The sequence below is a fragment of the Shigella sp. FC1544 genome (assembly GCF_001722145.1).
Lineage (GTDB): Bacteria > Pseudomonadota > Gammaproteobacteria > Enterobacterales > Enterobacteriaceae > Escherichia > Escherichia coli.
In genome coordinates this window covers 1-21960 of record NZ_MECT01000277.1, presented here as the reverse complement: position 1 = coordinate 21960, position 21960 = coordinate 1, and the positions used below count along the sequence as shown (strand labels likewise).

General features: G+C 52.9%; 23 protein-coding genes and 1 pseudogene. 14 read left to right on the top strand and 10 right to left on the bottom strand.

What is annotated here, in order from left to right; genetic code table 11:
- Window positions 1-48 precede the first annotated feature (48 nt).
- The 8 genes from rbfA to mtr all read left to right on the top strand — a co-directional run bounded on the left by rbfA (window position 49) and on the right by mtr (window position 8654).
- Complete coding sequence (gene rbfA, locus BGK49_RS14140) at window positions 49-450, top strand: 30S ribosome-binding factor RbfA (protein ID WP_001040205.1); 402 nt, start codon at window positions 49-51, stop codon at window positions 448-450.
- On the top strand, window positions 450-1394 hold the full coding sequence (gene truB, locus BGK49_RS14135) for a tRNA pseudouridine(55) synthase TruB (RefSeq protein ID WP_000089688.1): 945 nt from the start codon (window positions 450-452) through the stop codon (window positions 1392-1394). The genes rbfA and truB overlap by 1 nt, the downstream gene beginning before the upstream one ends.
- 148 nt (window positions 1395-1542) lie before the next feature.
- On the top strand, window positions 1543-1812 hold the full coding sequence (gene rpsO / locus BGK49_RS14130; RefSeq protein WP_000059466.1) for a 30S ribosomal protein S15: 270 nt from the start codon (window positions 1543-1545) through the stop codon (window positions 1810-1812).
- 246 nt (window positions 1813-2058) lie between these two features.
- A complete protein-coding gene (gene pnp, locus BGK49_RS14125) occupies window positions 2059-4194 on the top strand; it encodes a polyribonucleotide nucleotidyltransferase (protein ID WP_001297425.1) in 2136 nt (711 codons plus the stop codon).
- A gap of 108 nt (window positions 4195-4302) precedes the next feature.
- Window positions 4303-5187, top strand: coding sequence for a lipoprotein NlpI (gene nlpI, locus BGK49_RS14120; RefSeq protein WP_000802080.1), 885 nt, complete (start codon window positions 4303-4305; stop codon window positions 5185-5187).
- A 106-nt stretch (window positions 5188-5293) separates the two neighbouring features.
- Complete coding sequence (yrbN, locus tag BGK49_RS27230; RefSeq protein WP_010723222.1) at window positions 5294-5374, top strand: protein YrbN; 81 nt, start codon at window positions 5294-5296, stop codon at window positions 5372-5374.
- Entirely contained in the window at window positions 5367-7256 is a 1890-nt protein-coding gene (gene deaD / locus BGK49_RS14115; RefSeq protein WP_001295553.1) for an ATP-dependent RNA helicase DeaD, read from the top strand. Before yrbN ends, deaD begins: the two co-directional genes overlap by 8 nt.
- Before the next feature lie 153 nt (window positions 7257-7409).
- On the top strand, window positions 7410-8654 hold the full coding sequence (gene mtr, locus BGK49_RS14105) for a tryptophan permease (protein ID WP_000224348.1): 1245 nt from the start codon (window positions 7410-7412) through the stop codon (window positions 8652-8654).
- 117 nt (window positions 8655-8771) lie between these two features.
- Here mtr and BGK49_RS14100 read toward each other — a convergent pair whose 3' ends face one another.
- The 3 genes from BGK49_RS14100 to ubiU form a co-directional block, all read right to left on the bottom strand.
- Complete coding sequence (locus BGK49_RS14100; protein WP_000130380.1) at window positions 8772-9779, bottom strand: luciferase-like monooxygenase; 1008 nt, start codon at window positions 9777-9779, stop codon at window positions 8772-8774.
- A gap of 205 nt (window positions 9780-9984) precedes the next feature.
- The gene (locus BGK49_RS14095; RefSeq protein WP_069375763.1) at window positions 9985-10863 is read right to left on the bottom strand and encodes a U32 family peptidase; all 879 of its coding nucleotides are present in this window, start codon (window positions 10861-10863) and stop codon (window positions 9985-9987) included.
- Window positions 10864-10871: 8 nt separating this feature from the next.
- On the bottom strand, window positions 10872-11852 hold the full coding sequence (gene ubiU, locus BGK49_RS14090; RefSeq protein ID WP_004986692.1) for a ubiquinone anaerobic biosynthesis protein UbiU: 981 nt from the start codon (window positions 11850-11852) through the stop codon (window positions 10872-10874).
- A 208-nt stretch (window positions 11853-12060) separates the two neighbouring features.
- On the opposite strand from ubiU, the gene ubiT reads away from it, so the two are divergent.
- Both ubiT and BGK49_RS14080 read left to right on the top strand, forming a co-directional pair.
- The gene (gene ubiT / locus BGK49_RS14085) at window positions 12061-12585 is read left to right on the top strand and encodes a ubiquinone anaerobic biosynthesis accessory factor UbiT (RefSeq protein WP_024259667.1); all 525 of its coding nucleotides are present in this window, start codon (window positions 12061-12063) and stop codon (window positions 12583-12585) included.
- Window positions 12579-13082 carry a GNAT family N-acetyltransferase gene (locus tag BGK49_RS14080; RefSeq protein ID WP_000908554.1) on the top strand — a complete coding sequence of 168 codons (504 nt, stop codon included), beginning with the start codon at window positions 12579-12581 and terminating at the stop codon, window positions 13080-13082. The genes ubiT and BGK49_RS14080 overlap by 7 nt, the downstream gene beginning before the upstream one ends.
- On the opposite strand, the gene yhbQ is transcribed toward BGK49_RS14080, so the two are convergent.
- On the bottom strand, window positions 13069-13371 hold the full coding sequence (yhbQ, locus tag BGK49_RS14075; protein ID WP_000189314.1) for a DNA damage response exodeoxyribonuclease YhbQ: 303 nt from the start codon (window positions 13369-13371) through the stop codon (window positions 13069-13071). The genes BGK49_RS14080 and yhbQ overlap by 14 nt on opposite strands.
- A gap of 50 nt (window positions 13372-13421) precedes the next feature.
- On the opposite strand from yhbQ, the gene BGK49_RS14070 reads away from it, so the two are divergent.
- Complete coding sequence (locus tag BGK49_RS14070; protein WP_000449040.1) at window positions 13422-13865, top strand: YhbP family protein; 444 nt, start codon at window positions 13422-13424, stop codon at window positions 13863-13865.
- Here the strand turns inward: BGK49_RS14070 and yhbO are convergent.
- On the bottom strand, window positions 13845-14363 hold the full coding sequence (gene yhbO, locus BGK49_RS14065) for a protein/nucleic acid deglycase (RefSeq protein ID WP_000037593.1): 519 nt from the start codon (window positions 14361-14363) through the stop codon (window positions 13845-13847). The two genes, BGK49_RS14070 and yhbO, sit on opposite strands and share 21 nt — an antisense overlap.
- Before the next feature lie 127 nt (window positions 14364-14490).
- Here yhbO and BGK49_RS14060 point away from each other — a divergent pair, with 127 nt between their 5' ends.
- Together BGK49_RS14060 and BGK49_RS14055 are read left to right on the top strand one after the other, a co-directional pair.
- Entirely contained in the window at window positions 14491-15126 is a 636-nt protein-coding gene (locus BGK49_RS14060) for an NAD(P)H-binding protein (protein ID WP_069375762.1), read from the top strand.
- A gap of 72 nt (window positions 15127-15198) precedes the next feature.
- Window positions 15199-16239, top strand: coding sequence for a permease (locus BGK49_RS14055; protein ID WP_000147586.1), 1041 nt, complete (start codon window positions 15199-15201; stop codon window positions 16237-16239).
- Between the two features lie 113 nt (window positions 16240-16352).
- On the opposite strand, the gene dolP is transcribed toward BGK49_RS14055, so the two are convergent.
- From dolP to lpoA, 4 genes are read right to left on the bottom strand one after another with little or no spacing between them, the layout of a single operon-like run.
- Window positions 16353-16928 carry a division/outer membrane stress-associated lipid-binding lipoprotein gene (dolP, locus tag BGK49_RS14050; RefSeq protein WP_000646041.1) on the bottom strand — a complete coding sequence of 192 codons (576 nt, stop codon included), beginning with the start codon at window positions 16926-16928 and terminating at the stop codon, window positions 16353-16355.
- 9 nt (window positions 16929-16937) lie between these two features.
- Entirely contained in the window at window positions 16938-17528 is a 591-nt protein-coding gene (diaA, locus tag BGK49_RS14045) for a DnaA initiator-associating protein DiaA (RefSeq protein WP_001158034.1), read from the bottom strand.
- A 19-nt stretch (window positions 17529-17547) separates the two neighbouring features.
- On the bottom strand, window positions 17548-17943 hold the full coding sequence (locus BGK49_RS14040; RefSeq protein WP_000246860.1) for a YraN family protein: 396 nt from the start codon (window positions 17941-17943) through the stop codon (window positions 17548-17550).
- Window positions 17901-19937: a penicillin-binding protein activator LpoA gene (gene lpoA, locus BGK49_RS14035; RefSeq protein WP_000249088.1), complete on the bottom strand. Its 2037-nt coding sequence runs from the start codon at window positions 19935-19937 to the stop codon at window positions 17901-17903. Before lpoA ends, BGK49_RS14040 begins: the two co-directional genes overlap by 43 nt.
- Window positions 19938-20000: 63 nt before the next feature.
- Between lpoA and rsmI the strand changes: the two genes are divergently transcribed.
- A complete protein-coding gene (rsmI, locus tag BGK49_RS14030; protein ID WP_000809264.1) occupies window positions 20001-20861 on the top strand; it encodes a 16S rRNA (cytidine(1402)-2'-O)-methyltransferase in 861 nt (286 codons plus the stop codon).
- A 42-nt stretch (window positions 20862-20903) separates the two neighbouring features.
- On the opposite strand, the pseudogene BGK49_RS29455 reads toward rsmI, so the two are convergent.
- Window positions 20904-21815 (bottom strand): annotated as a pseudogene (locus BGK49_RS29455) (fimbrial protein); the annotation flags it as partial.
- Window positions 21816-21960 lie beyond the last annotated feature (145 nt).

Sequence of the window (21960 nt, the reverse complement as noted above, 5' to 3'; positions counted from 1 at the left end):
AATTTTAAAAAGGGGCTAACAGCCCCTTTTTTGTCAGGAGAATTTATTATGGCGAAAGAATTTGGTCGCCCGCAGCGCGTAGCGCAGGAAATGCAAAAAGAGATCGCTCTCATCCTGCAGCGTGAAATTAAAGATCCTCGCCTGGGCATGATGACCACCGTTTCCGGTGTCGAAATGTCTCGCGACCTGGCGTATGCCAAAGTATATGTGACGTTCCTCAACGACAAAGATGAAGACGCGGTTAAAGCGGGCATCAAAGCGTTGCAAGAAGCTTCTGGTTTCATCCGCAGCCTGCTGGGGAAAGCGATGCGCCTGCGTATCGTGCCGGAACTGACCTTCTTCTACGACAACTCTCTGGTTGAAGGGATGCGCATGTCAAACCTGGTGACCAGCGTGGTCAAACATGACGAAGAACGTCGTGTTAACCCGGACGACAGCAAGGAGGACTAATGAGTCGTCCTCGTCGTCGCGGTCGCGACATTAACGGCGTTTTGTTGCTGGATAAACCGCAGGGTATGTCCAGCAATGATGCGCTGCAAAAAGTGAAACGGATTTATAACGCCAACCGTGCCGGGCATACCGGTGCGCTGGACCCGCTGGCAACTGGCATGTTGCCAATTTGCTTCGGGGAAGCGACGAAGTTTTCCCAGTATCTGCTGGACTCCGACAAACGCTATCGGGTCATTGCGCGTCTTGGACAGCGTACCGATACTTCTGATGCCGACGGACAAATCGTTGAAGAACGTCCGGTAACCTTTAGCGCAGAGCAACTGGCGGCGGCGCTGGATACTTTCCGTGGCGATATCGAACAGATCCCTTCGATGTATTCAGCACTGAAATATCAGGGTAAAAAACTGTACGAATATGCGCGTCAGGGCATTGAAGTACCGCGTGAAGCGCGCCCGATTACCGTTTATGAATTGCTGTTTATTCGCCACGAAGGCAATGAGCTGGAGCTGGAAATTCACTGCTCAAAAGGCACTTATATCCGCACCATCATTGATGACCTGGGTGAAAAACTCGGTTGTGGCGCGCATGTTATTTACCTGCGTCGTCTGGCGGTAAGTAAATATCCGGTTGAACGGATGGTGACCCTGGAACATCTGCGTGAACTGGTCGAACAAGCCGAACAGCAGGATATTCCGGCTGCGGAGTTACTTGATCCATTACTGATGCTAATGGACAGTCCAGCTTCGGACTACCCGGTGGTGAATCTTCCGTTAACGTCTTCTGTTTACTTCAAAAATGGTAACCCAGTTCGTACATCCGGTGCGCCGCTGGAAGGACTGGTTCGCGTTACAGAAGGTGAGAACGGCAAGTTTATCGGTATGGGCGAAATTGACGATGAAGGCCGCGTCGCGCCTCGTCGCCTGGTGGTTGAATACCCGGCGTAATGTTAACCGTCTTGCGATAACAGGTCGCTACGAGTAGAATACTGCCGCTTAACGTCGCGTAAATTGTTTAACACTTTGCGTAACGTACACTGGGATCGCTGAATTAGAGATCGGCGTCCTTTCATTCTATATACTTTGGAGTTTTAAAATGTCTCTAAGTACTGAAGCAACAGCTAAAATCGTTTCTGAGTTTGGTCGTGACGCAAACGACACCGGTTCTACCGAAGTTCAGGTAGCACTGCTGACTGCACAGATCAACCACCTGCAGGGGCACTTTGCAGAGCACAAAAAAGATCACCACAGCCGTCGTGGTCTGCTGCGCATGGTTTCTCAGCGTCGTAAACTGCTCGACTACCTGAAACGTAAAGACGTAGCACGTTACACCCAGCTCATCGAGCGCCTGGGTCTGCGTCGCTAATTCCTGCGAGTTTCAGAAAAGGGGGCCTGAGTGGCCCCTTTTTTCAAGCTGACGGCAGCAATTCACTGGAAACTAATGTATTGTTGCTATGAATGATCTTCCGTTGCAGAGGTTCGCGCGGCTAATGAGAGGCTTTACCCACATAGAGCTGGGTTAGGGTTGTCATTAGTCGCGAGGATGCGCAGAAGATCGGGTATTAACACCAGTGCCGTAAGGTACTGTCTAAGAAAGAGAAAGGATATTACATTGCTTAATCCGATCGTTCGTAAATTCCAGTACGGCCAACACACCGTGACTCTGGAAACCGGCATGATGGCTCGTCAGGCTACTGCCGCTGTTATGGTTAGCATGGATGACACCGCGGTATTTGTTACCGTTGTTGGCCAGAAAAAAGCCAAACCAGGTCAGGACTTCTTCCCACTGACCGTTAACTATCAGGAGCGTACCTACGCTGCTGGTCGTATCCCGGGTAGCTTCTTCCGTCGTGAAGGTCGTCCAAGCGAAGGCGAAACCCTGATCGCGCGTCTGATTGACCGCCCGATTCGCCCGCTGTTCCCGGAAGGCTTCGTCAACGAAGTTCAGGTTATCGCCACCGTGGTTTCTGTTAACCCGCAAGTTAACCCGGATATCGTCGCGATGATTGGTGCTTCCGCAGCACTGTCTCTGTCTGGTATTCCGTTCAATGGTCCGATTGGTGCTGCTCGCGTAGGTTACATCAATGACCAGTACGTACTGAACCCGACTCAGGACGAGCTGAAAGAGAGCAAACTGGATCTGGTTGTTGCCGGTACTGAAGCCGCTGTTCTGATGGTTGAATCTGAAGCTGAACTGCTGAGCGAAGACCAGATGCTGGGCGCAGTAGTGTTCGGTCATGAACAACAGCAGGTTGTTATTCAGAACATCAATGAACTGGTGAAAGAAGCCGGTAAACCACGTTGGGACTGGCAGCCGGAGCCGGTAAACGAAGCGCTGAACGCGCGCGTTGCTGCACTGGCTGAAGCTCGCCTGAGCGATGCTTACCGCATCACCGACAAACAAGAGCGTTATGCGCAGGTTGATGTCATCAAATCTGAAACCATCGCGACGCTGCTTGCTGAAGACGAAACCCTGGACGAAAACGAACTGGGTGAAATTCTGCACGCTATCGAGAAAAACGTTGTTCGTAGCCGCGTACTGGCAGGCGAACCGCGTATCGACGGTCGTGAAAAAGATATGATCCGTGGTCTGGATGTGCGTACTGGCGTGCTGCCGCGTACTCACGGTTCTGCGCTGTTCACCCGTGGTGAAACGCAGGCGCTGGTTACCGCAACGCTGGGTACTGCTCGTGACGCGCAGGTTCTTGATGAACTGATGGGCGAACGTACCGATACCTTCCTGTTCCACTACAACTTCCCTCCGTACTCCGTAGGCGAAACCGGCATGGTCGGTTCTCCGAAGCGTCGTGAAATTGGTCACGGTCGTCTGGCGAAGCGCGGCGTGCTGGCAGTCATGCCGGATATGGACAAATTCCCGTACACCGTACGTGTTGTGTCTGAAATCACTGAATCCAACGGTTCCTCTTCTATGGCTTCCGTGTGCGGCGCGTCTCTGGCGCTGATGGACGCAGGTGTGCCGATCAAAGCTGCCGTTGCGGGTATCGCAATGGGTCTGGTGAAAGAAGGCGACAACTACGTTGTACTGTCTGACATTTTGGGCGACGAAGATCACCTGGGCGATATGGACTTCAAAGTTGCGGGTTCCCGCGAGGGTATCTCTGCATTGCAGATGGATATCAAAATTGAAGGTATCACCAAAGAGATCATGCAGGTTGCGCTGAACCAGGCTAAAGGTGCGCGTCTGCATATCCTGGGCGTAATGGAACAGGCGATCAACGCGCCGCGTGGCGATATCTCTGAGTTCGCACCGCGTATCCATACCATCAAGATCAACCCGGACAAGATCAAAGACGTTATCGGTAAAGGCGGCTCTGTTATCCGTGCCCTGACCGAAGAAACTGGCACTACCATCGAAATCGAAGATGACGGTACTGTGAAGATCGCAGCGACCGACGGCGAGAAAGCGAAACATGCTATTCGTCGTATCGAAGAGATCACTGCAGAAATCGAAGTGGGCCGCGTCTACACTGGTAAAGTGACCCGTATCGTTGACTTTGGCGCATTTGTTGCCATCGGCGGCGGTAAAGAAGGTCTGGTCCACATCTCTCAAATCGCTGACAAACGCGTTGAGAAAGTGACCGATTACCTGCAGATGGGTCAGGAAGTACCGGTGAAAGTTCTGGAAGTTGATCGCCAGGGCCGTATCCGTCTGAGCATTAAAGAAGCGACTGAGCAGTCTCAACCTGCTGCAGCACCGGAAGCTCCGGCTGCTGAACAGGGCGAGTAAGGTTGCCATTTGCCCTCCGCTGCGGCGGGGGGCTTTTAACCGGGCAGGACGCCTTGTTAGCAACCGGGAACAGGACGTTCATTCAACCGTGGTCTTCGGGAGTGGGAAATGAAGCCTTTTTTGCGCTGGTGTTTCGTTGCGACAGCACTTACGCTTGCAGGATGCAGTAATACTTCCTGGCGTAAAAGTGAAGTCCTCGCGGTACCATTGCAACCGACTTTACAGCAGGAAGTGATTCTGGCACGTATGGAACAAATCCTTGCCAGTCGGGCTTTAACCGATGACGAACGCGCACAGCTTTTATATGAGCGCGGAGTGTTGTATGATAGTCTCGGTCTGAGGGCATTAGCGCGTAACGATTTTTCGCAAGCGCTGGCAATCCGACCGGATATGCCTGAAGTGTTCAATTACTTAGGCATATATTTAACGCAGGCAGGCAATTTTGATGCTGCCTATGAAGCGTTTGATTCTGTACTTGAGCTTGATCCAACTTACAACTACGCGCACTTGAATCGCGGGATCGCATTATATTACGGCGGTCGTGATAAGTTAGCGCAAGATGATCTGCTGGCGTTTTATCAAGACGATCCCAATGATCCTTTCCGTAGTCTGTGGCTTTATCTCGCCGAGCAGAAGCTCGATGAGAAGCAGGCTAAAGAAGTGTTGAAACAGCACTTCGAAAAATCGGATAAGGAACAGTGGGGATGGAACATTGTCGAGTTCTACCTGGGCAACATTAGCGAACAAACGTTAATGGAAAGGCTCAAGGCGGACGCAACGGATAACACCTCGCTCGCTGAGCATCTCAGTGAAACCAACTTCTATTTAGGTAAGTACTACCTAAGTCTGGGGGATTTGGACAGCGCCACGGCACTGTTCAAACTGGCGGTTGCCAACAACGTTCATAACTTTGTTGAGCACCGATACGCATTGTTGGAATTATCGCTCCTGGGCCAGGACCAAGATGACCTGGCAGAATCGGACCAGCAATAGCTGACGTACACATCAGCCCGTAATCTTTTTTGATTGCCATCACCTTAACGGGTGAGGGCGTTGTTGTTCGTTAATACACCTACTTTGAGCCGGTTCACACTTTTCAATGAAAATTGCTGATCAATTTCATGATGAGTTATGTAGACTGGCCGCCATTAATTTTGAGGCACACGTACTACATGGCTGAATTCGAAACCACTTTTGCAGATCTGGGCCTGAAGGCTCCTATCCTTGAAGCCCTTAACGATCTGGGTTACGAAAAACCATCTCCAATTCAGGCAGAGTGTATTCCACATCTGCTGAATGGCCGCGACGTTCTGGGTATGGCCCAGACGGGGAGCGGAAAAACTGCAGCATTCTCTTTACCTCTGTTGCAGAATCTTGATCCTGAGCTGAAAGCACCACAGATTCTGGTGCTGGCACCGACCCGCGAACTGGCGGTACAGGTTGCTGAAGCAATGACGGATTTCTCTAAACACATGCGCGGCGTAAATGTGGTTGCTCTGTACGGCGGCCAGCGTTATGACGTGCAATTACGCGCCCTGCGTCAGGGGCCGCAGATCGTTGTCGGTACTCCGGGCCGTCTGCTGGACCACCTGAAACGTGGCACTCTGGACCTCTCTAAACTGAGCGGTCTGGTTCTGGATGAAGCTGACGAAATGCTGCGCATGGGCTTCATCGAAGACGTTGAAACCATTATGGCGCAGATCCCGGAAGGTCATCAGACCGCTCTGTTCTCTGCAACCATGCCGGAAGCGATTCGTCGCATTACCCGCCGCTTTATGAAAGAGCCGCAGGAAGTGCGCATTCAGTCCAGCGTGACTACCCGTCCTGACATCAGCCAGAGCTACTGGACTGTCTGGGGTATGCGCAAAAACGAAGCACTGGTACGTTTCCTGGAAGCGGAAGATTTTGATGCGGCGATTATCTTCGTTCGTACCAAAAACGCGACTCTGGAAGTGGCTGAAGCTCTTGAGCGTAACGGCTACAACAGCGCCGCGCTGAACGGTGACATGAACCAGGCGCTGCGTGAACAGACACTGGAACGCCTGAAAGATGGTCGTCTGGACATCCTGATTGCGACCGACGTTGCAGCCCGTGGCCTGGACGTTGAGCGTATCAGCCTGGTAGTTAACTACGATATCCCGATGGATTCTGAGTCTTACGTTCACCGTATCGGTCGTACCGGTCGTGCGGGTCGTGCTGGCCGCGCGCTGCTGTTCGTTGAGAACCGCGAGCGTCGTCTGCTGCGCAACATTGAACGTACTATGAAGCTGACTATTCCGGAAGTAGAACTGCCGAACGCAGAACTGCTGGGCAAACGCCGTCTGGAAAAATTCGCCGCTAAAGTACAGCAGCAGCTGGAAAGCAGCGATCTGGATCAATACCGCGCACTGCTGAGCAAAATTCAGCCGACTGCAGAAGGTGAAGAGCTGGATCTCGAAACTCTGGCTGCGGCACTGCTGAAAATGGCACAGGGTGAACGTACTCTGATCGTACCGCCAGATGCGCCGATGCGTCCGAAACGTGAATTCCGTGACCGTGATGACCGTGGTCCGCGCGATCGTAACGACCGTGGCCCGCGTGGTGACCGTGAAGATCGTCCGCGTCGTGAACGTCGTGATGTTGGCGATATGCAGCTGTACCGCATTGAAGTGGGCCGTGATGATGGTGTTGAAGTTCGTCATATCGTTGGTGCGATTGCTAACGAAGGCGACATCAGCAGCCGTTACATTGGTAACATCAAGCTGTTTGCTTCTCACTCCACCATCGAACTGCCGAAAGGTATGCCGGGTGAAGTGCTGCAACACTTTACGCGCACTCGCATTCTCAACAAGCCGATGAACATGCAGTTACTGGGCGATGCACAGCCGCATACTGGCGGTGAGCGTCGTGGCGGTGGTCGTGGTTTCGGTGGCGAACGTCGTGAAGGCGGTCGTAACTTCAGCGGTGAACGCCGTGAAGGTGGCCGTGGTGATGGTCGTCGTTTTAGCGGCGAACGTCGTGAAGGCCGCGCTCCGCGTCGTGATGACTCTACCGGTCGTCGTCGTTTCGGTGGTGATGCGTAATCATCGCTGAACAGCGAACACAATCTGTAAAATAATATATACAGCCCCGATTTTTACCATCGGGGCTTTTTTTCTGTCTTTTGTACTCGCGTACTGGTACAGTGCAATGCATAACAACGCAGTCGCACTATTTTTCACTGGAGAGAAGCCCTCATGGCAACACTAACCACCACCCAAACGTCACCGTCGCTGCTTGGCGGCGTGGTGATTATCGGCGGCACCATTATTGGCGCAGGGATGTTTTCTCTGCCAGTGGTCATGTCCGGGGCGTGGTTTTTCTGGTCAATGGCGGCGCTGATCTTTACCTGGTTCTGTATGCTGCATTCCGGCTTGATGATTCTGGAAGCTAACCTGAATTACCGAATCGGTTCGAGTTTTGACACCATCACCAAAGATTTGCTGGGCAAAGGCTGGAACGTGGTCAACGGTATTTCCATTGCCTTTGTGCTCTATATCCTGACCTATGCCTATATTTCTGCCAGTGGTTCAATTCTGCATCACACCTTCGCAGAGATGTCGCTAAACGTCCCGGCACGGGCGGCGGGTTTTGGTTTTGCACTGCTGGTAGCGTTTGTGGTGTGGTTGAGTACTAAGGCCGTCAGCCGCATGACGGCGATTGTGCTGGGGGCGAAAGTCATTACCTTCTTCCTCACCTTTGGCAGCCTGTTGGGGCATGTGCAGCCTGCGACATTGTTCAACGTTGCAGAAAGCAATGCATCTTATGCGCCGTATCTGCTGATGACATTGCCGTTCTGCCTGGCGTCGTTTGGTTATCACGGTAACGTGCCAAGCCTGATGAAGTATTACGGCAAAGATCCGAAAACCATCGTGAAATGCCTGGTGTACGGTACGCTGATGGCACTGGCGCTGTATACCATCTGGTTGCTGGCGACGATGGGTAACATCCCGCGTCCGGAGTTTATCGGTATTGCAGAGAAGGGCGGTAATATTGATGTGCTGGTACAGGCATTAAGCGGCGTGCTGAACAGCCGTAGCCTGGACCTTCTGCTGGTCGTGTTCTCAAACTTTGCGGTAGCGAGTTCGTTCCTTGGCGTAACGCTGGGTTTGTTTGACTATCTGGCAGATCTGTTTGGTTTCGATGACTCGGCTATGGGCCGCTTGAAAACAGCATTGTTGACCTTTGCACCGCCTGTTGTGGGTGGTCTGCTGTTCCCGAATGGATTCCTGTACGCCATTGGTTATGCTGGTTTAGCGGCTACCATCTGGGCGGCAATTGTTCCGGCACTGCTGGCCCGCGCATCGCGTAAACGCTTTGGCAGCCCGAAATTCCGCGTCTGGGGCGGCAAGCCGATGATTACGCTGATTCTGGTGTTTGGCGTCGGCAACGCATTGGTACATATTTTATCGAGCTTTAATTTACTGCCGGTGTATCAGTAATCAGCGGTGCCTTATCCGACATTTCTGCTGCCTACACAATGCCTGATGCGCTTCGCTTATCAGGTCTACGTAGGACAGCGTTGCCAGCTCGGATAAGGCTTCCCGCGTTAAGACACACTATCCCAACAACTCTTCCTTAACATCCATCGCCAGCTCAAACGAATGCAGCCGCGCCTGGTGGTCGAAAATCTGCCCGTTGACCATAATCTCATCGGCGTCGGTTTCGCGCAGGATCGACTGCAAGCCATGACGCACTTTCGCTTTATCACCTACCAACGACATACTCAGCGCCTGCTGCACACCATACTGTTCGGACGGCGACCAGAACTGATCCATATTTTGAATCGGTGGCGGCAGTTGCCCGGTTTCGCCGCGGCGCAGCTTCACAAAGGCTTGCTGCATTGAGGTAAACAGGAATTCGGCATCGCGGTTGCTGTCGGCGGCGATAATATTGATGCACACCATCGCGTATGGTTTTTCCAGTCGTGCCGACGGTTTGAAGTTGCTGCGATAAAGATGCAGCGCCTGGAACAACATATCCGGCGCGAAGTGTGAGGCAAACGCGAACGGCAGACCAAGCTGCGCCGCCAGTTGCGCGCTGTAAAGACTGGAGCCTAACAACCACACGGGGATTTTCTCGCCATAGCCTGGTACCGGGCGCACATGCGGATTGGGATCGCGGGCGTCAAACCAGTCCACCAGCTCCGCGACATCGCGGGGGAAATTATCAATATCGCCGCTCATATGGCGACGCAGCGCCATCATTGTCCGTTGGTCACTACCTGGCGCACGACCCAGCCCCAAATCGATTCGCCCCGGATAGAGTGTATTGAGCGTGCCGAACTGTTCGGCAATGACCAACGGTGAGTGGTTAGGCAACATCACGCCGCCAGACCCCAGATGCAGCGTGGTGGTATTCGCCGCCAGATAGCCAATCAATACCGACGTGGCAGCACTGGCAATGCCAGTCATATTGTGGTGTTCTGCCAGCCAGTAGCGATGATAGCCGCGCTTTTCAGCCAGACGGGCGAGATCGAGAGAGTGGGAGAATGCTTCTCGCGCTGAAGAACCTTCGGGAATGGGGGCCAGATCGAGTAGCGAAAACGCAATGGTTTTATCAGTCATAACAGCTCACCTTGTTACCGATTAATCTTTAATACTGCATTAAAGAGTAGTTAAAGTTGTTAACAAAGTGAGCTGTGCTCTAAATAATTCGAGTTGCAGGAAGGCGACAAGAGAGTGAATCCCCAGGAGCTTACATAAGTAAGTGACTGGGGTGAACGAATGCAGATGCAGCACATGCAACTTGAAGTATGACGAGCATATTTACTTAGGCTTGCAGCTCCAGTCCTGCCAGCCGCCGCCAGTAGCCGTTACAGTCGCTGTTTGCCGTCAACAATAGTGGCGCAGCGCCATTTTCATTAGCGCGGAAGGCGTCGAGCATCGCGAAAGTGTCAGTACCCTGCGGTGACAGGCGGACCACATCAACCAATCCCTGCATGGATGTCAGCTCGTTACCGAGGTTGTAAACGTAGCCGCTCATGGTCTGAATGCCATTGAGTACAAACACTTGTTGGTTTTCCTGCGACAGCACGTTGCGCCCGTTCGGATACTTAATGCAGCAGGTTTCACACTCATCTTTCGGGCGGTCTTCCGAACGCGCGGTAAAGCAGCGAGCGGAGTAGGCCAGCGGTAGATGACCGTAGCTCAGGACTTCCACTTCAAACTGGTTGCGAATGCCCAGCTCATCGCACTGATTAAGCAGATTCACCAGCCAGTCGCGGGAAAGCTCCACCGGCATACACCAGCGCATCATGCCCTGTTTGAGCAATATTTTCAGCGTCACCGCGTTGTAGCAGTTCAGCGCGTGCCCGGCGACGAACGGCAGTTTGCGTTCAGCGCACATATTCACCACGCCGAGATCGCTGGCTTCAATCAGAAACTCACCGTTCTCAACATAGCGTTTCAGTTCGCCCAGTTCAGAGGATGCCTGCACCAGCGCCAGCGTGGAGAGCACAATCTGCTTGCCACTTCCGGCGAGCGATTTTGCCATCTCCAGCCAGTCGCCAACTTTGGTTGCCCGGCACTTGCTGCATACCGCTTCACCAAGATAAATCACGTCGGCGCTGCTGGTGGCGGCCTGCTGATAAAAATCTTCCAGCGTCTCTTTTGGCCAGTACCACAGCACTGGCCCTAAGGAATATTTCATTGCTCTTCTCACTGCCATTTACGGTGATACGCGCCAAGGGTGGTCTGCGTGCCTTCGGACATCGACCCGAGCGTCTCCATCCACGCGCTTTGCGGATCGGCCTTACAACGGTCGATAGCCTGACGCCAGACTTTCGCCACCTGGCTGACATACGCCGGGCTACGCTGGCGGCCTTCAATTTTCACCGAAGCAATATTCGCCGCCATTAACTCCGGCAGCAGTTCCAGGGTATTGAGACTGGTTGGTTCTTCCAGCGCGTGATAGCGCTCGCCGTCCACCAGATAACGCCCTTTACACAGCGTCGGATAACCTGCGTTTTCGCCGTCCTGATAACGGTCGATCAGCACTTCGTTCAGGCGGGATTCCAGCCCCTGCGGCGTTTGTTGCCAGCGCACGAAACGGGCCGGAGAACACGCGCCCACGGTGTTAGGCGACTCACCCGTCAGATACGACGACAGATAGCAACGGCCTTCCGACATAATGCACAGGCTGCCGAAAGCAAACACTTCCAGTGGTACAGGTGTGACCCGTGCCAGCTGTTTCACCTGATGAATCGACAACACGCGCGGCAGCACCACGCGGGCAACGTCAAAATGGCGATGATAAAAGTTAATCGCCTCTTCATTGGTCGCCGAAGCCTGCACCGATACGTGGCGCTCAATATTCGGATAACGCTCGGCGGCGTATTCCAGCATGGCGAGGTCGGCGAGGATCAGCGCGTCGGCACCCAGCTGCGCCGCCATATCCACGGCGCGCTGCCAACGGGCGTAACCGTCCGGATGCGCAAAAGTGTTAATCGCGATGTGAAGTTTGCGGCGATGTTGATGGACAAAACTCACCGCTTCCTGCAATTTTTTCTCGGTAAAGTTAAGGCCGGCGAAGTGACGGGCATTGGTATCATCTTTTAGCCCGATATAAACAGCATCTGCGCCGTTTTCGATGGCCGCCTTAAGCGCCGGGAGATTTCCGGCAGGGCAGAGCAGCTCCATAATTTTTCCTGAAGGTTGCGCTATCAAAACGCAAAAATGTTAACGAACTGGGATTTTAGTTAACCTTGCTGCGACAATTTTTGATTTAAGGCAGTTAAAGTTGTATTGGTGGTAGCAGCAATTTCATATGGAATTGTTGATTTATACCGCTATGTTATTTTTCTGATATGGCAAAATAGGATGATTGTTGAAACAGGGAGTAAAACTCGTGTTGGATAAACTGTGTTCCCGTATTGTGCATTTGGGGCCATCTCTGTTGAGTGTACCGGTAAAACTGACGCCATTTGCGCTAAAACGCCAGGTTCTTGAGCAGGTCTTAAGCTGGCAATTCCGTCAGGCGCTGGATGATGGCGAGCTGGAGTTTCTTGAAGGCCGCTGGTTAAGTATTCATGTGCGTGATATTGACCTGCAATGGTTTACCTCGGTGGTGAATGGCAAACTGGTGGTCAGCCAGAACGCGCAAGCTGATGTGAGTTTTAGTGCCGACGCCAGCGATCTGCTGATGATTGCGGCGCGTAAACAAGATCCAGATACGCTCTTCTTCCAGCGTCGGCTGGTGATTGAAGGCGATACGGAGCTGGGGCTGTATGTGAAAAACCTGATGGACGCCATTGAACTGGAGCAAATGCCGAAAGCCTTACGCATGATGCTGCTGCAACTGGCGGATTTTGTTGAGGCGGGAATGAAAACCGCGCCTGAAACCAAACAGACATCGGTAGGTGAACCATGCTAATTCGAGTAGAAATTCCCATTGATGCGCCGGGTATTGATGCCCTGCTGCGTCGCTCATTCGAAAGTGATGCGGAAGCGAAGCTGGTTCACGATCTGCGTGAAGATGGCTTTCTGACGCTGGGGCTGGTGGCGACAGATGACGAAGGTCAGGTCATTGGCTATGTGGCATTTAGTCCGGTTGATGTGCAGGGCGAAGACCTGCAATGGGTCGGCATGGCACCGTTGGCGGTTGATGAAAAATACCGTGGACAGGGGCTGGCACGCCAACTGGTCTATGAAGGACTCGATTCGCTTAATGAGTTCGGCTATGCCGCAGTGGTGACGCTGGGCGATCCGGCGCTGTACAGTCGTTTCGGCTTTGAACTGGCGGCGCATCACGATCTGCGTTGCCGCTGGCCGGGCACTGAAAGCGCCTTCCAGGTACATCGTTTAGCGGATGACGCGCTGAATGGCGTAACCGGTCTGGTTGAGTATCACGAGCATTTCAATCGCTTTTAATCTCCGGGGTTTGCAGGCTGCTCAACAGTTCTGCAAACCCTGCGCCTTCCGCTACCAGACGCTCTTTTTGCCGTTTGGTCAGTTGCTTAACGCGATATTCCGCCCGTAGTGCCAGCGAACGGTCGCCCACTGGCGCAGAAAACGCCAGCGTCAGTTCTCCTTTCCCGCGCAGTGCTTTCGCCCCTTTGCCGCTTTGGTGCTGCTGATAGCGGCGTTCGACATCCGTGGTGATCCCGGTATAAAGCTTATTGTCGGCGGTACGGATCAAGTAAAGAAACCAGGGTGTCATCGTCTGCGTCGCATGTTAAGGTCAGGCCCACAGTATAAAAGAGAACAGCAATGGAAACACTCATCACCATCAGCCGTTGGTTGGCAAAACAACATGTTGTCACCTGGTGTGTGCAGCAGGAAGGGGAACTGTGGTGCGCTAATGCTTTTTATCTGTTTGATGCGCAGAAAGTCGCCTTCTACATTTTGACGGAAGAAAAAACGCGCCACGCGCAGATGAGTGGGCCGCAGGCTGCGGTTGCCGGAACGGTAAACGGTCAGCCGAAAACGGTAGCGTTAATTCGCGGTGTGCAGTTTAAAGGTGAGATCCGCAGGCTGGAAGGTGAGGAAAGCGACCTCGCGCGCAAGGCGTACAATCGTCGCTTTCCGGTTGCCAGAATGCTGTCGGCCCCGGTGTGGGAAATCCGGCTCGATGAAATCAAATTCACCGACAACACGCTGGGCTTTGGTAAAAAAATGATTTGGCTACGCGACTCAGGCACCGAGCAGGCGTAACGCCTCGCGGTTAAACGCTGGCAGATCGTCCGGTGTCCGGCTGGTAACCAGCTGATCTTTATCAACCACGACTTCCTGATCGTAAAATTCCGCGCCCGCATTTTTAACATCAATAATGATCGGTTTAACTGCGGTCAGTTTGCGCCCCCGAATCACATCGGCGCTGATCAGCAGCTGCGGACCGTGACAGATGGCGAAAACAGGTTTGCCGCTATTCACAAAATCACGGGTAAAGGTGACAAAACGGTTGTCCCCACGCAGATAATCCGGTGAATGGCCGCCCGGTAGCAGCAGGGCATCAAACTCCGCTGGCGTCACTTCATCGATGGATTTATCGATGGTCACGCTGGCTTCTCCTTTTTTGCCTTTCACCGTTTTACCCGCTTGCTTTTCAATGGTAATTACTTCGTGTCCGGCTTTACGGAACTCGTCTGCGGGTGAAGTAAATTCTGAATCCTCAAATTCATCACTGATTAAAACGGCAATTTTCTTACTCATGCTTCCTCCGCGTTGTTGCATTGGATGAGGCGAATTTCCCACAATCGGGGATAATTACCTCATGGTCTATTAAGCCTGGTGCATGAGCCGTGGAGCGCAAGGCAGACAATTCTGTAAAGGAGCGAAGATGAGTCAGGTACTGATTACAGGCGCAACGGGGCTGGTGGGCGGTCACCTGCTGCGGATGTTGATTAATGAACCGAAAGTTAACGCCATTGCTGCGCCGACGCGACGTCCGTTGGGCGATATGCCCGGGGTGTTGAATCCCCATGATCCGCAACTGAGTGACGCGTTGGCGCAGGTCACCGAACCCATCGACATTGTGTTTTGTTGTCTCGGCACCACGCGGCGAGAAGCGGGGAGCAAAGAGGCGTTTATTCATGCCGATTACACGCTGGTAGTAGATACCGCATTAACCGGGCGGCGGCTGGGCGCGCAGCATATTCTGGTGGTCAGTGCTATGGGGGCCAATGCCCACTCGCCGTTTTTCTATAACCGCGTCAAAGGGGAGATGGAAGAAGCATTAATTGCCCAGAACTGGCCGAAATTGACCATTGCTCGCCCGTCGATGTTACTGGGCGATCGTAGCAAACAGCGGATGAACGAAACGCTTTTTGCGCCGCTGTTCCGTTTGTTACCAGGTAACTGGAAATCCATTGATGCGAGAGACGTGGCGCGGGTCATGCTGGCAGAGGCGATGCGGCCTGAGCATGAAGGCGTGACGATTTTAAGCTCTTCAGAATTACGCAAAAGAGCTGAATAATTATTCCCAAGAATTGATAGTGAGCGTAATATTCACGCGCTCAATTATCATAACTTATTCCTAGGGAATGCTATGACTGGTCAGTCTTCATCTCAGGCGGCAACGCCCATTCAGTGGTGGAAACCCGCGCTTTTCTTTCTCGTTGTCATTGCCGGTCTCTGGTATGTGAAATGGCAACATTACTACGGCAAAGCGTTTACTGCAGCCGAAACCCACAGTATCGGTAAATCTATCCTTGCGCAGGCGGATGCTAATCCGTGGCAAGCGGCGTTGGATTACGCGATGATCTATTTCCTCGCAGTATGGAAAGCGGCGGTGCTGGGGGTGATCCTCGGTTCGTTGATTCAGGTGCTGATCCCGCGTGACTGGTTGTTGCGTACGCTTGGGCAATCGCGCTTTCGCGGCACGCTGCTGGGAACGCTGTTTTCGCTGCCGGGCATGATGTGTACCTGCTGTGCGGCTCCGGTCGCGGCGGGGATGCGTCGCCAACAGGTATCGATGGGCGGTGCGCTGGCATTCTGGATGGGCAATCCGGTGTTAAACCCGGCGACGCAGGTGTTTATGGGGTTTGTCCTCGGCTGGGGTTTTGCGGCGATTCGTCTGGTGGCCGGGCTGGTGATGGTGTTGCTGATTGCGACGCTGGTGCAAAAATGGGTGCGTGAAACACCGCAAACGCAGGCACCGGTCGAAATTGACATACCGGAAGCACAGTGCGGTTTTTTTAGCCGCTGGGGCAGGGCGCTATGGACACTTTTCTGGAGTACGATCCCGGTTTACATCCTTGCAGTACTGGTGTTGGGTGCCGCACGCGTCTGGTTATTCCCCCATGCCGATGGTGCTGTCGATAACAGCCTGATGTGGGTGGTGGCGATGGCGGTAGCAGGATGCTTGTTTGTCATTCCCACGGCAGCAGAAATTCCGATTGTACAAACGATGATGCTGGCAGGTATGGGAACCGCTCCGGCGCTGGCATTGTTGATGACGCTCCCGGCAGTGAGTTTGCCGTCACTGATTATGCTGCGCAAAGCGTTCCCGGCGAAAGCCTTATGGCTGACAGGGGCGATGGTGGCAGTGTCTGGTGTGATTGTCGGCGGGCTGGCGCTGTTGTTCTGATTTGAGGGAAAACATGTCGGATGCGGCGTAAACGCCTTATCCGACCTACGGTTTGCATCGTTGTAGGCCTGATAAGACGCGGCAAGCGTCGCATCAGGCATTACAAGGGGCTGCTATTTAATAAACGTAAACGCTGTGGTTACCCGCTTTACGCCGCTCACCCGGCTGGCAATATCTGCCGCCGCTTTCGCTTCACGTTCAGTCACCAGCCCCATCAGGAACACTTCACCGTTTTCGGTGGTCACTTTCACTTTGGACGATTTCACCAGGTCGCTGGTTAAGAGCTGCGAACGCACTTTGGTGGTGATCCACGTATCGTTAGATGCTTCGCCCAGACCAATCGGCTGGCCCTGACGAATCTCGTTATACACTTCGTTGGCACCGTCTACGCCCATAGCAATATGTTTGGCGCGAGCCGAAAGTTCAGCATTTGGTGACTGCCCAACCAGCAGCACTTTGCCCTGATACGCCGTGACATTAATACGGGTTTCTTTCTTAATCTGTTCGTCTTTCGACAATGCGCTGTTCACGCGCACTTCCAGGGTACCATCGTCCACCTGGGTGCCGACACTGCGTGGGTCAGTTGCGGCTTTGGTACCCACAGCAGCGGTACCCACTACGGCAGCGGCAACACAACCTTGCAACAGCAGCGCGGAAATAAGGACTGCGATTGGCGATAATGCCTTCATGTATTCTCCTTAATCATCCTGGTGAGGGAAAAGCGTGTTATCGATCAGATCGCACAGGCAATTTACCGTCAGCATATGCATTTCCTGAATGCGAGCACTACGATGCGAAGGAATGCGGATCTCCACATCCTGTGGCCCTAACAAACCTGCAAGTTCGCCGCCGTCATAGCCGGTCAATGCCACAATGGTCATATCACGCGTAACGGCGGCTTCAACTGCTTTAACAATATCGCGGCTGTTGCCACGGGTGGAAATGGCTAACAATACATCTCCCGCATGACCCAGCGCCCGCACCTGTTTTGCATACACTTCATCATGTAAGCGATCGTTGGCAATCGCCGTTAAGACAACATTATCAGTATTTAGTGCAATGGCAGGTAAGCTGGGCCGCTCCGTTTCGAAACGGTTGATCATGCTGGCAGCAAAATGCTGTGCATTGGCAGCGGAAGTTCCATTACCACAACAGAGGATTTTGTTGCCATTGAGCAGAGACTGAACCAGCGTCATGGCTGCACGGGAGATGGCATCCGGAAGCGCCTCTGCCGCCGCAATTTGAGTTTGAATGCTTTCAGTGAAGCAAGCTTTAATTCTTTCTTGCACGCTAATCCTTAAACCTTAATTATGAGTGGTCATTAAAGGCATCCTTAATCCACTCAACCTCATTCCCGGTGAAGGCTACCACATCGAACCGGCAATCCACAGTATCAAAACTCCCATTATGACGCGCGAGCCACAAGCGGGCAGTCTGTAATAATTTGTGTTGTTTGCTGCGGGTCACACTGGCTGCCGCGCCGCCATAAAGCGCAGAGCGGCGGTAACGCACCTCGACAAAAACGGTGGTCCAGCCTTCACGCATTATCAGATCGATCTCACCGCCACGCTCGTTCACGTTAGCGGCGACAAATCGCAGTCCTTTGCCTTCCAGCCAGCGACGCGCTTGTACTTCCCACGCATCGCCGGTCTGTTTGGTGGTTAACTGGCGGGGACTACCTGACCTTGTTGGTACTGTAGCCATGATAACTTCCTGTTAATCACGCAATCCGGGTTTGCCGTCAGGCTTCCGGTATTACCGTTGATTTCAAAACCCTGAACCTGGCGCATTTGTGAGAAATGATTTGCCAGCGACCAGGCATCGACGCCCATCGCATACATGCGAGCCAGTGAATAATCGTTATTCACCGCGCTGAGTGCCTGCTGCATTAACGGCAGATTACCGCCCGCCAGCATCGGGATTTCGCTGTACTGCAAACCTTCCATCTCCAGACGGAAATCCGGGCCTGCGGTGCCTTGTGCGCTGCGGGAGCTGGCGTACAGCATTGCACCGCTCTGGCTACCGTTACGCATGGCGATCATCGGTTTGATAAAAGCGATTTCACCCGGCGTTGCCACAATGTACACCGCATCGACACGACCGCCATTATTGGTGAACTGGTCATCGGTTGGCGTGGTTTGCAGCGTTGGATTGTTGGTCGTCATGCCGGAGTCGGTTGTCGCTCTGGGAGTAATCGGGGTACCCGTTAAAGCGATACCAGAACCGCCGTTAACACCCGCGCGTAATTCGCTGGTGGAACCAAATTTTTGTTGCAGAACGGTGCCGCCGCCCAGTTTCTGCCACTCCTGCGCAAACGCATTGGCTACGCGATCGCCCAATGAACTGCGTGGGATCAGCACCAGCGGCGCTTGTTTACCCTGGTCACGAATATGACGCGCTGCATCGCGCGCTTCGTCTTCCGGTGAAAGCGCGAAGTAACAAATATTGACGCGGTTTTCGATATTCTCCGGCTGGTTCAGTGCCAGCACGTTCAGCGGGGTGTTGCTCTTAAGCAACTCTTCAACGTTATTTTTCAGCAACGGACCAACCACAATACTCGCGCCATCCTGCTGAACATGGCTTAAGATCTGGCTAAGTGGTTGTGATGAGGTATCGTAGATTTTCAGCTCTGCGGATGGATTTGCGGGTGCGCTTACCGCTGCGGTGCTTGTCGCCGGGGCGCTTACAGGCACCGGCTGGGCCGCAGGCTGATCACCGGTCAGATCGCTAACCGAGGCTTGTGCCGGGCTGGCAACGCCATCCGCAGTTTGCGGCTGAGGTTGTTCTGCTACGTCTGCGGCAGGTGCGGCAGCTACCTGAGCCGCCACTGGCTGAGTGCCGATATTTTTCGCCGCTTCAAAGCCTTGCTGAATAGTGCGACCAAATACCGCTGCCTGGCCATTCAGCGGCAACAGCAGGGCGATTTTGTTGGTCGAGGCTGGTTTAAACGCTTTTACGTTAACCAACTGCGTTGGCAGCATTTTCGCGCCCGGATTGTTCGGATAACGTTTCTGCCAGTCGGCGATCCCGGCTTTCATCATATCGGGATCGTTACGGTTATCAAACCAGACGCGCTGCAGATCCAGCCAGCCTTGCAGAATATTTTCGTCGGCGTTGATCACCAGCGTATTCGCCTGTTCCTGAGTCATGGAGGAGAGCGCCTGCCAGGTGGCATCAATATTCTGCTTTTTTTCTTTCGCGCCGAGCAGCGGTTCCTGAGCAATTAACGCGCGCAGTAAATCAATGGAAGGACGCCCCTGGCTGGCATCGATTTTTGCCTGCCAGTAACGCGCTTGCTGGTTTTGTTCTAAATCGGCAGGTGTGATTTTCGCCAGCAAGTTTTGCGCGCCAGCAAAATCTTTCTGCGCCAGTTTAATCTCTACCGCCAGCAGTGTTTTCTCGCGACGCTGAGAATCGTTCAGTTCTTGCGGTAGTTGGTTAAACAACTCAACCGCCTGCCCGGTTTTACCTTCTTTCACCAGTGCACGAATGGCGAGTAATTGCCAGTTGATCCTGGTATCATCAGAGCTTTGCTGCATCTGCTGAAGATAAAAGGCAGAATCAGCCTGCGCCGTGCCCTGCATATAAGCAGTGGACTGAGCGGGAGTATGGGTGCCACAACCGGCGAAAATCAGGGCTGCCAGAACAACAGGCAGACAACGCGCGGCTTTCAAACGAGAAAATGTTGAGGGTACCATAATGTATCCAGTGATATTTTTTTACGCAATGCTCAATATTAAATCGGCAATACGGACGACACAATGAAACAACACCAATCGGCGGATAATTCTCAGGGCCAGCTTTACATTGTACCGACACCAATCGGCAATCTGGCGGATATCACCCAGCGTGCGTTAGAGGTATTACAGGCCGTTGATCTGATTGCCGCCGAGGATACTCGTCACACCGGTTTATTGCTGCAACATTTTGGGATTAATGCCCGGTTGTTTGCGCTGCACGACCATAACGAACAACAAAAAGCCGAAACGCTGCTGGCGAAGCTGCAAGAGGGGCAAAACATTGCGCTGGTTTCCGATGCCGGAACGCCGCTAATTAACGATCCTGGCTACCATCTGGTGCGTACCTGCCGTGAAGCGGGGATTCGCGTGGTGCCGCTACCCGGGCCGTGTGCTGCTATCACTGCGTTAAGCGCCGCGGGTTTACCCTCTGACCGTTTCTGTTACGAAGGCTTTTTACCTGCCAAATCAAAAGGCCGCCGTGATGCGCTAAAAGCCATTGAAGCGGAGCCGCGCACGCTGATTTTTTATGAATCCACCCACCGTCTGTTAGATAGCCTGGAAGATATCGTTGCGGTATTAGGCGAATCCCGCTACGTGGTTCTGGCGCGTGAGCTGACCAAAACCTGGGAAACCATTCACGGCGCGCCCGTTGGCGAACTGCTGGCGTGGGTAAAGGAAGATGAAAACCGTCGCAAAGGCGAAATGGTGCTGATTGTCGAAGGTCATAAAGCACAGGAAGAAGACTTACCCGCCGATGCCCTGCGCACGCTGGCGCTGCTACAGGCAGAACTGCCGCTGAAAAAAGCGGCGGCGCTGGTCGCAGAAATTCATGGCGTGAAGAAAAATGCGCTGTATAAGTATGCGCTGGAGCAGCAGGGGTAACAGTGCCGAAGCGTTGCGTTAATCAAAACGCAACGTCTTCTTTTACCGCACCATGACGGTAATGGTGGCTGTGCCCTGAAATTTTCCTGTTTCCAGCTCACCACCGACCAGATTAACTGGCCAGGCGCGCATATTGACGGTGCCATGCCCGGAAGGATCAACGGGAAGGATACCGTTCTGAAAAGGAATATTTGCAACTCCGCCGCCGAGATTTTCAATACGAATACCGACATCGGGCACATTGTCTGAACTTCTTCGCCTGGCGACCAGGTTGTACTGGTCTACTACCCCAGTTGTACCGTCGATGCGCATTTGCAACGAGTTTTTAATCTTTGAAGTATCACCACAGTCATAAGTGATATCAAAGTCTACTGGAGTAAAACCGTCTGGCATGGCATTGCGGGTGGTAAACTTCTGACCATTGATGAATCCAAAATTAACCTTAATAACATCGCCCTGATTAATTTTGCACGACTGTGGGGCGGTGAAATTTCCCTGAATCGATAACTTGACTAAATCATGGAAGTCACCTGTAGACGGGCTTCCCATTCCATCGACCCACGCGCCTTTAATGACGGCAATATCCGTTTTCGGAATGGTCATCGAGCCGAGAAATGGCTTGGTGACATACAGGGTAAAGGTGGTATTTGCACCAATATTAACGGGTCCATAACGAGACGTGTCACCCTGGCAAACACCCGTTTGGGTTGCAGCAGAATATACGGTGCTGCTTTTTATCTGTGTGAATCGGGTGTTAACAGAGACAACCTGGTCGGTTGTGAGTCCTGGAATGTCGTTTGCCTGTAATGTGGTTTTAATATCCAGGCTGTCATTGAGTTTGTAATATCCTGTCTGATGTCCAGTGGTGGTAAGTACGGGGCTGACCATATAGACAAGTTTAACTGCCTTACCCGCAGAGCAGGAACAGGCGTATTGCCAGTTTGAAGTGGTCAACAAAAACTGGCCACCGAGTTAGAGTTTTTCCAGTATCGATTTTCCTATTCGTTTGGGGGTAACCCACCGTTATATTCGTGCGGTCTTAGTGCGCTGTAATATCCAACGATATAGTCCGTTATGGCGTGAGCTGCCTCGCTGAAGC

Bases quoted from the DNA above. Each gene is read 5' to 3' on its own strand.
- BGK49_RS14095 (WP_069375763.1), bottom strand. From the start codon at position 10,863: ATGAAATATTCCTTAGGGCCAGTGCTGTGGTACTGGCCAAAAGAGACG.
- rsmI (WP_000809264.1), top strand. From the start codon at position 20,001: ATGAAACAACACCAATCGGCGGATAATTCTCAGGGCCAGCTTTACATT.
- BGK49_RS14100 (WP_000130380.1), bottom strand. From the start codon at position 9,779: ATGACTGATAAAACCATTGCGTTTTCGCTACTCGATCTGGCCCCCATT.
- ubiU (WP_004986692.1), bottom strand. From the start codon at position 11,852: ATGGAGCTGCTCTGCCCTGCCGGAAATCTCCCGGCGCTTAAGGCGGCC.
- nlpI (WP_000802080.1), top strand. From the start codon at position 4,303: ATGAAGCCTTTTTTGCGCTGGTGTTTCGTTGCGACAGCACTTACGCTT.
- yhbO (WP_000037593.1), bottom strand. From the start codon at position 14,363: ATGAGTAAGAAAATTGCCGTTTTAATCAGTGATGAATTTGAGGATTCA.
- truB (WP_000089688.1), top strand. From the start codon at position 450: ATGAGTCGTCCTCGTCGTCGCGGTCGCGACATTAACGGCGTTTTGTTG.
- dolP (WP_000646041.1), bottom strand. From the start codon at position 16,928: ATGAAGGCATTATCGCCAATCGCAGTCCTTATTTCCGCGCTGCTGTTG.
- mtr (WP_000224348.1), top strand. From the start codon at position 7,410: ATGGCAACACTAACCACCACCCAAACGTCACCGTCGCTGCTTGGCGGC.
- BGK49_RS14080 (WP_000908554.1), top strand. From the start codon at position 12,579: ATGCTAATTCGAGTAGAAATTCCCATTGATGCGCCGGGTATTGATGCC.
- BGK49_RS14060 (WP_069375762.1), top strand. From the start codon at position 14,491: ATGAGTCAGGTACTGATTACAGGCGCAACGGGGCTGGTGGGCGGTCAC.
- deaD (WP_001295553.1), top strand. From the start codon at position 5,367: ATGGCTGAATTCGAAACCACTTTTGCAGATCTGGGCCTGAAGGCTCCT.
- yhbQ (WP_000189314.1), bottom strand. From the start codon at position 13,371: ATGACACCCTGGTTTCTTTACTTGATCCGTACCGCCGACAATAAGCTT.
- lpoA (WP_000249088.1), bottom strand. From the start codon at position 19,937: ATGGTACCCTCAACATTTTCTCGTTTGAAAGCCGCGCGTTGTCTGCCT.
- rpsO (WP_000059466.1), top strand. From the start codon at position 1,543: ATGTCTCTAAGTACTGAAGCAACAGCTAAAATCGTTTCTGAGTTTGGT.
- BGK49_RS14070 (WP_000449040.1), top strand. From the start codon at position 13,422: ATGGAAACACTCATCACCATCAGCCGTTGGTTGGCAAAACAACATGTT.
- BGK49_RS14040 (WP_000246860.1), bottom strand. From the start codon at position 17,943: ATGGCTACAGTACCAACAAGGTCAGGTAGTCCCCGCCAGTTAACCACC.
- rbfA (WP_001040205.1), top strand. From the start codon at position 49: ATGGCGAAAGAATTTGGTCGCCCGCAGCGCGTAGCGCAGGAAATGCAA.
- yrbN (WP_010723222.1), top strand. From the start codon at position 5,294: ATGAAAATTGCTGATCAATTTCATGATGAGTTATGTAGACTGGCCGCC.
- BGK49_RS14055 (WP_000147586.1), top strand. From the start codon at position 15,199: ATGACTGGTCAGTCTTCATCTCAGGCGGCAACGCCCATTCAGTGGTGG.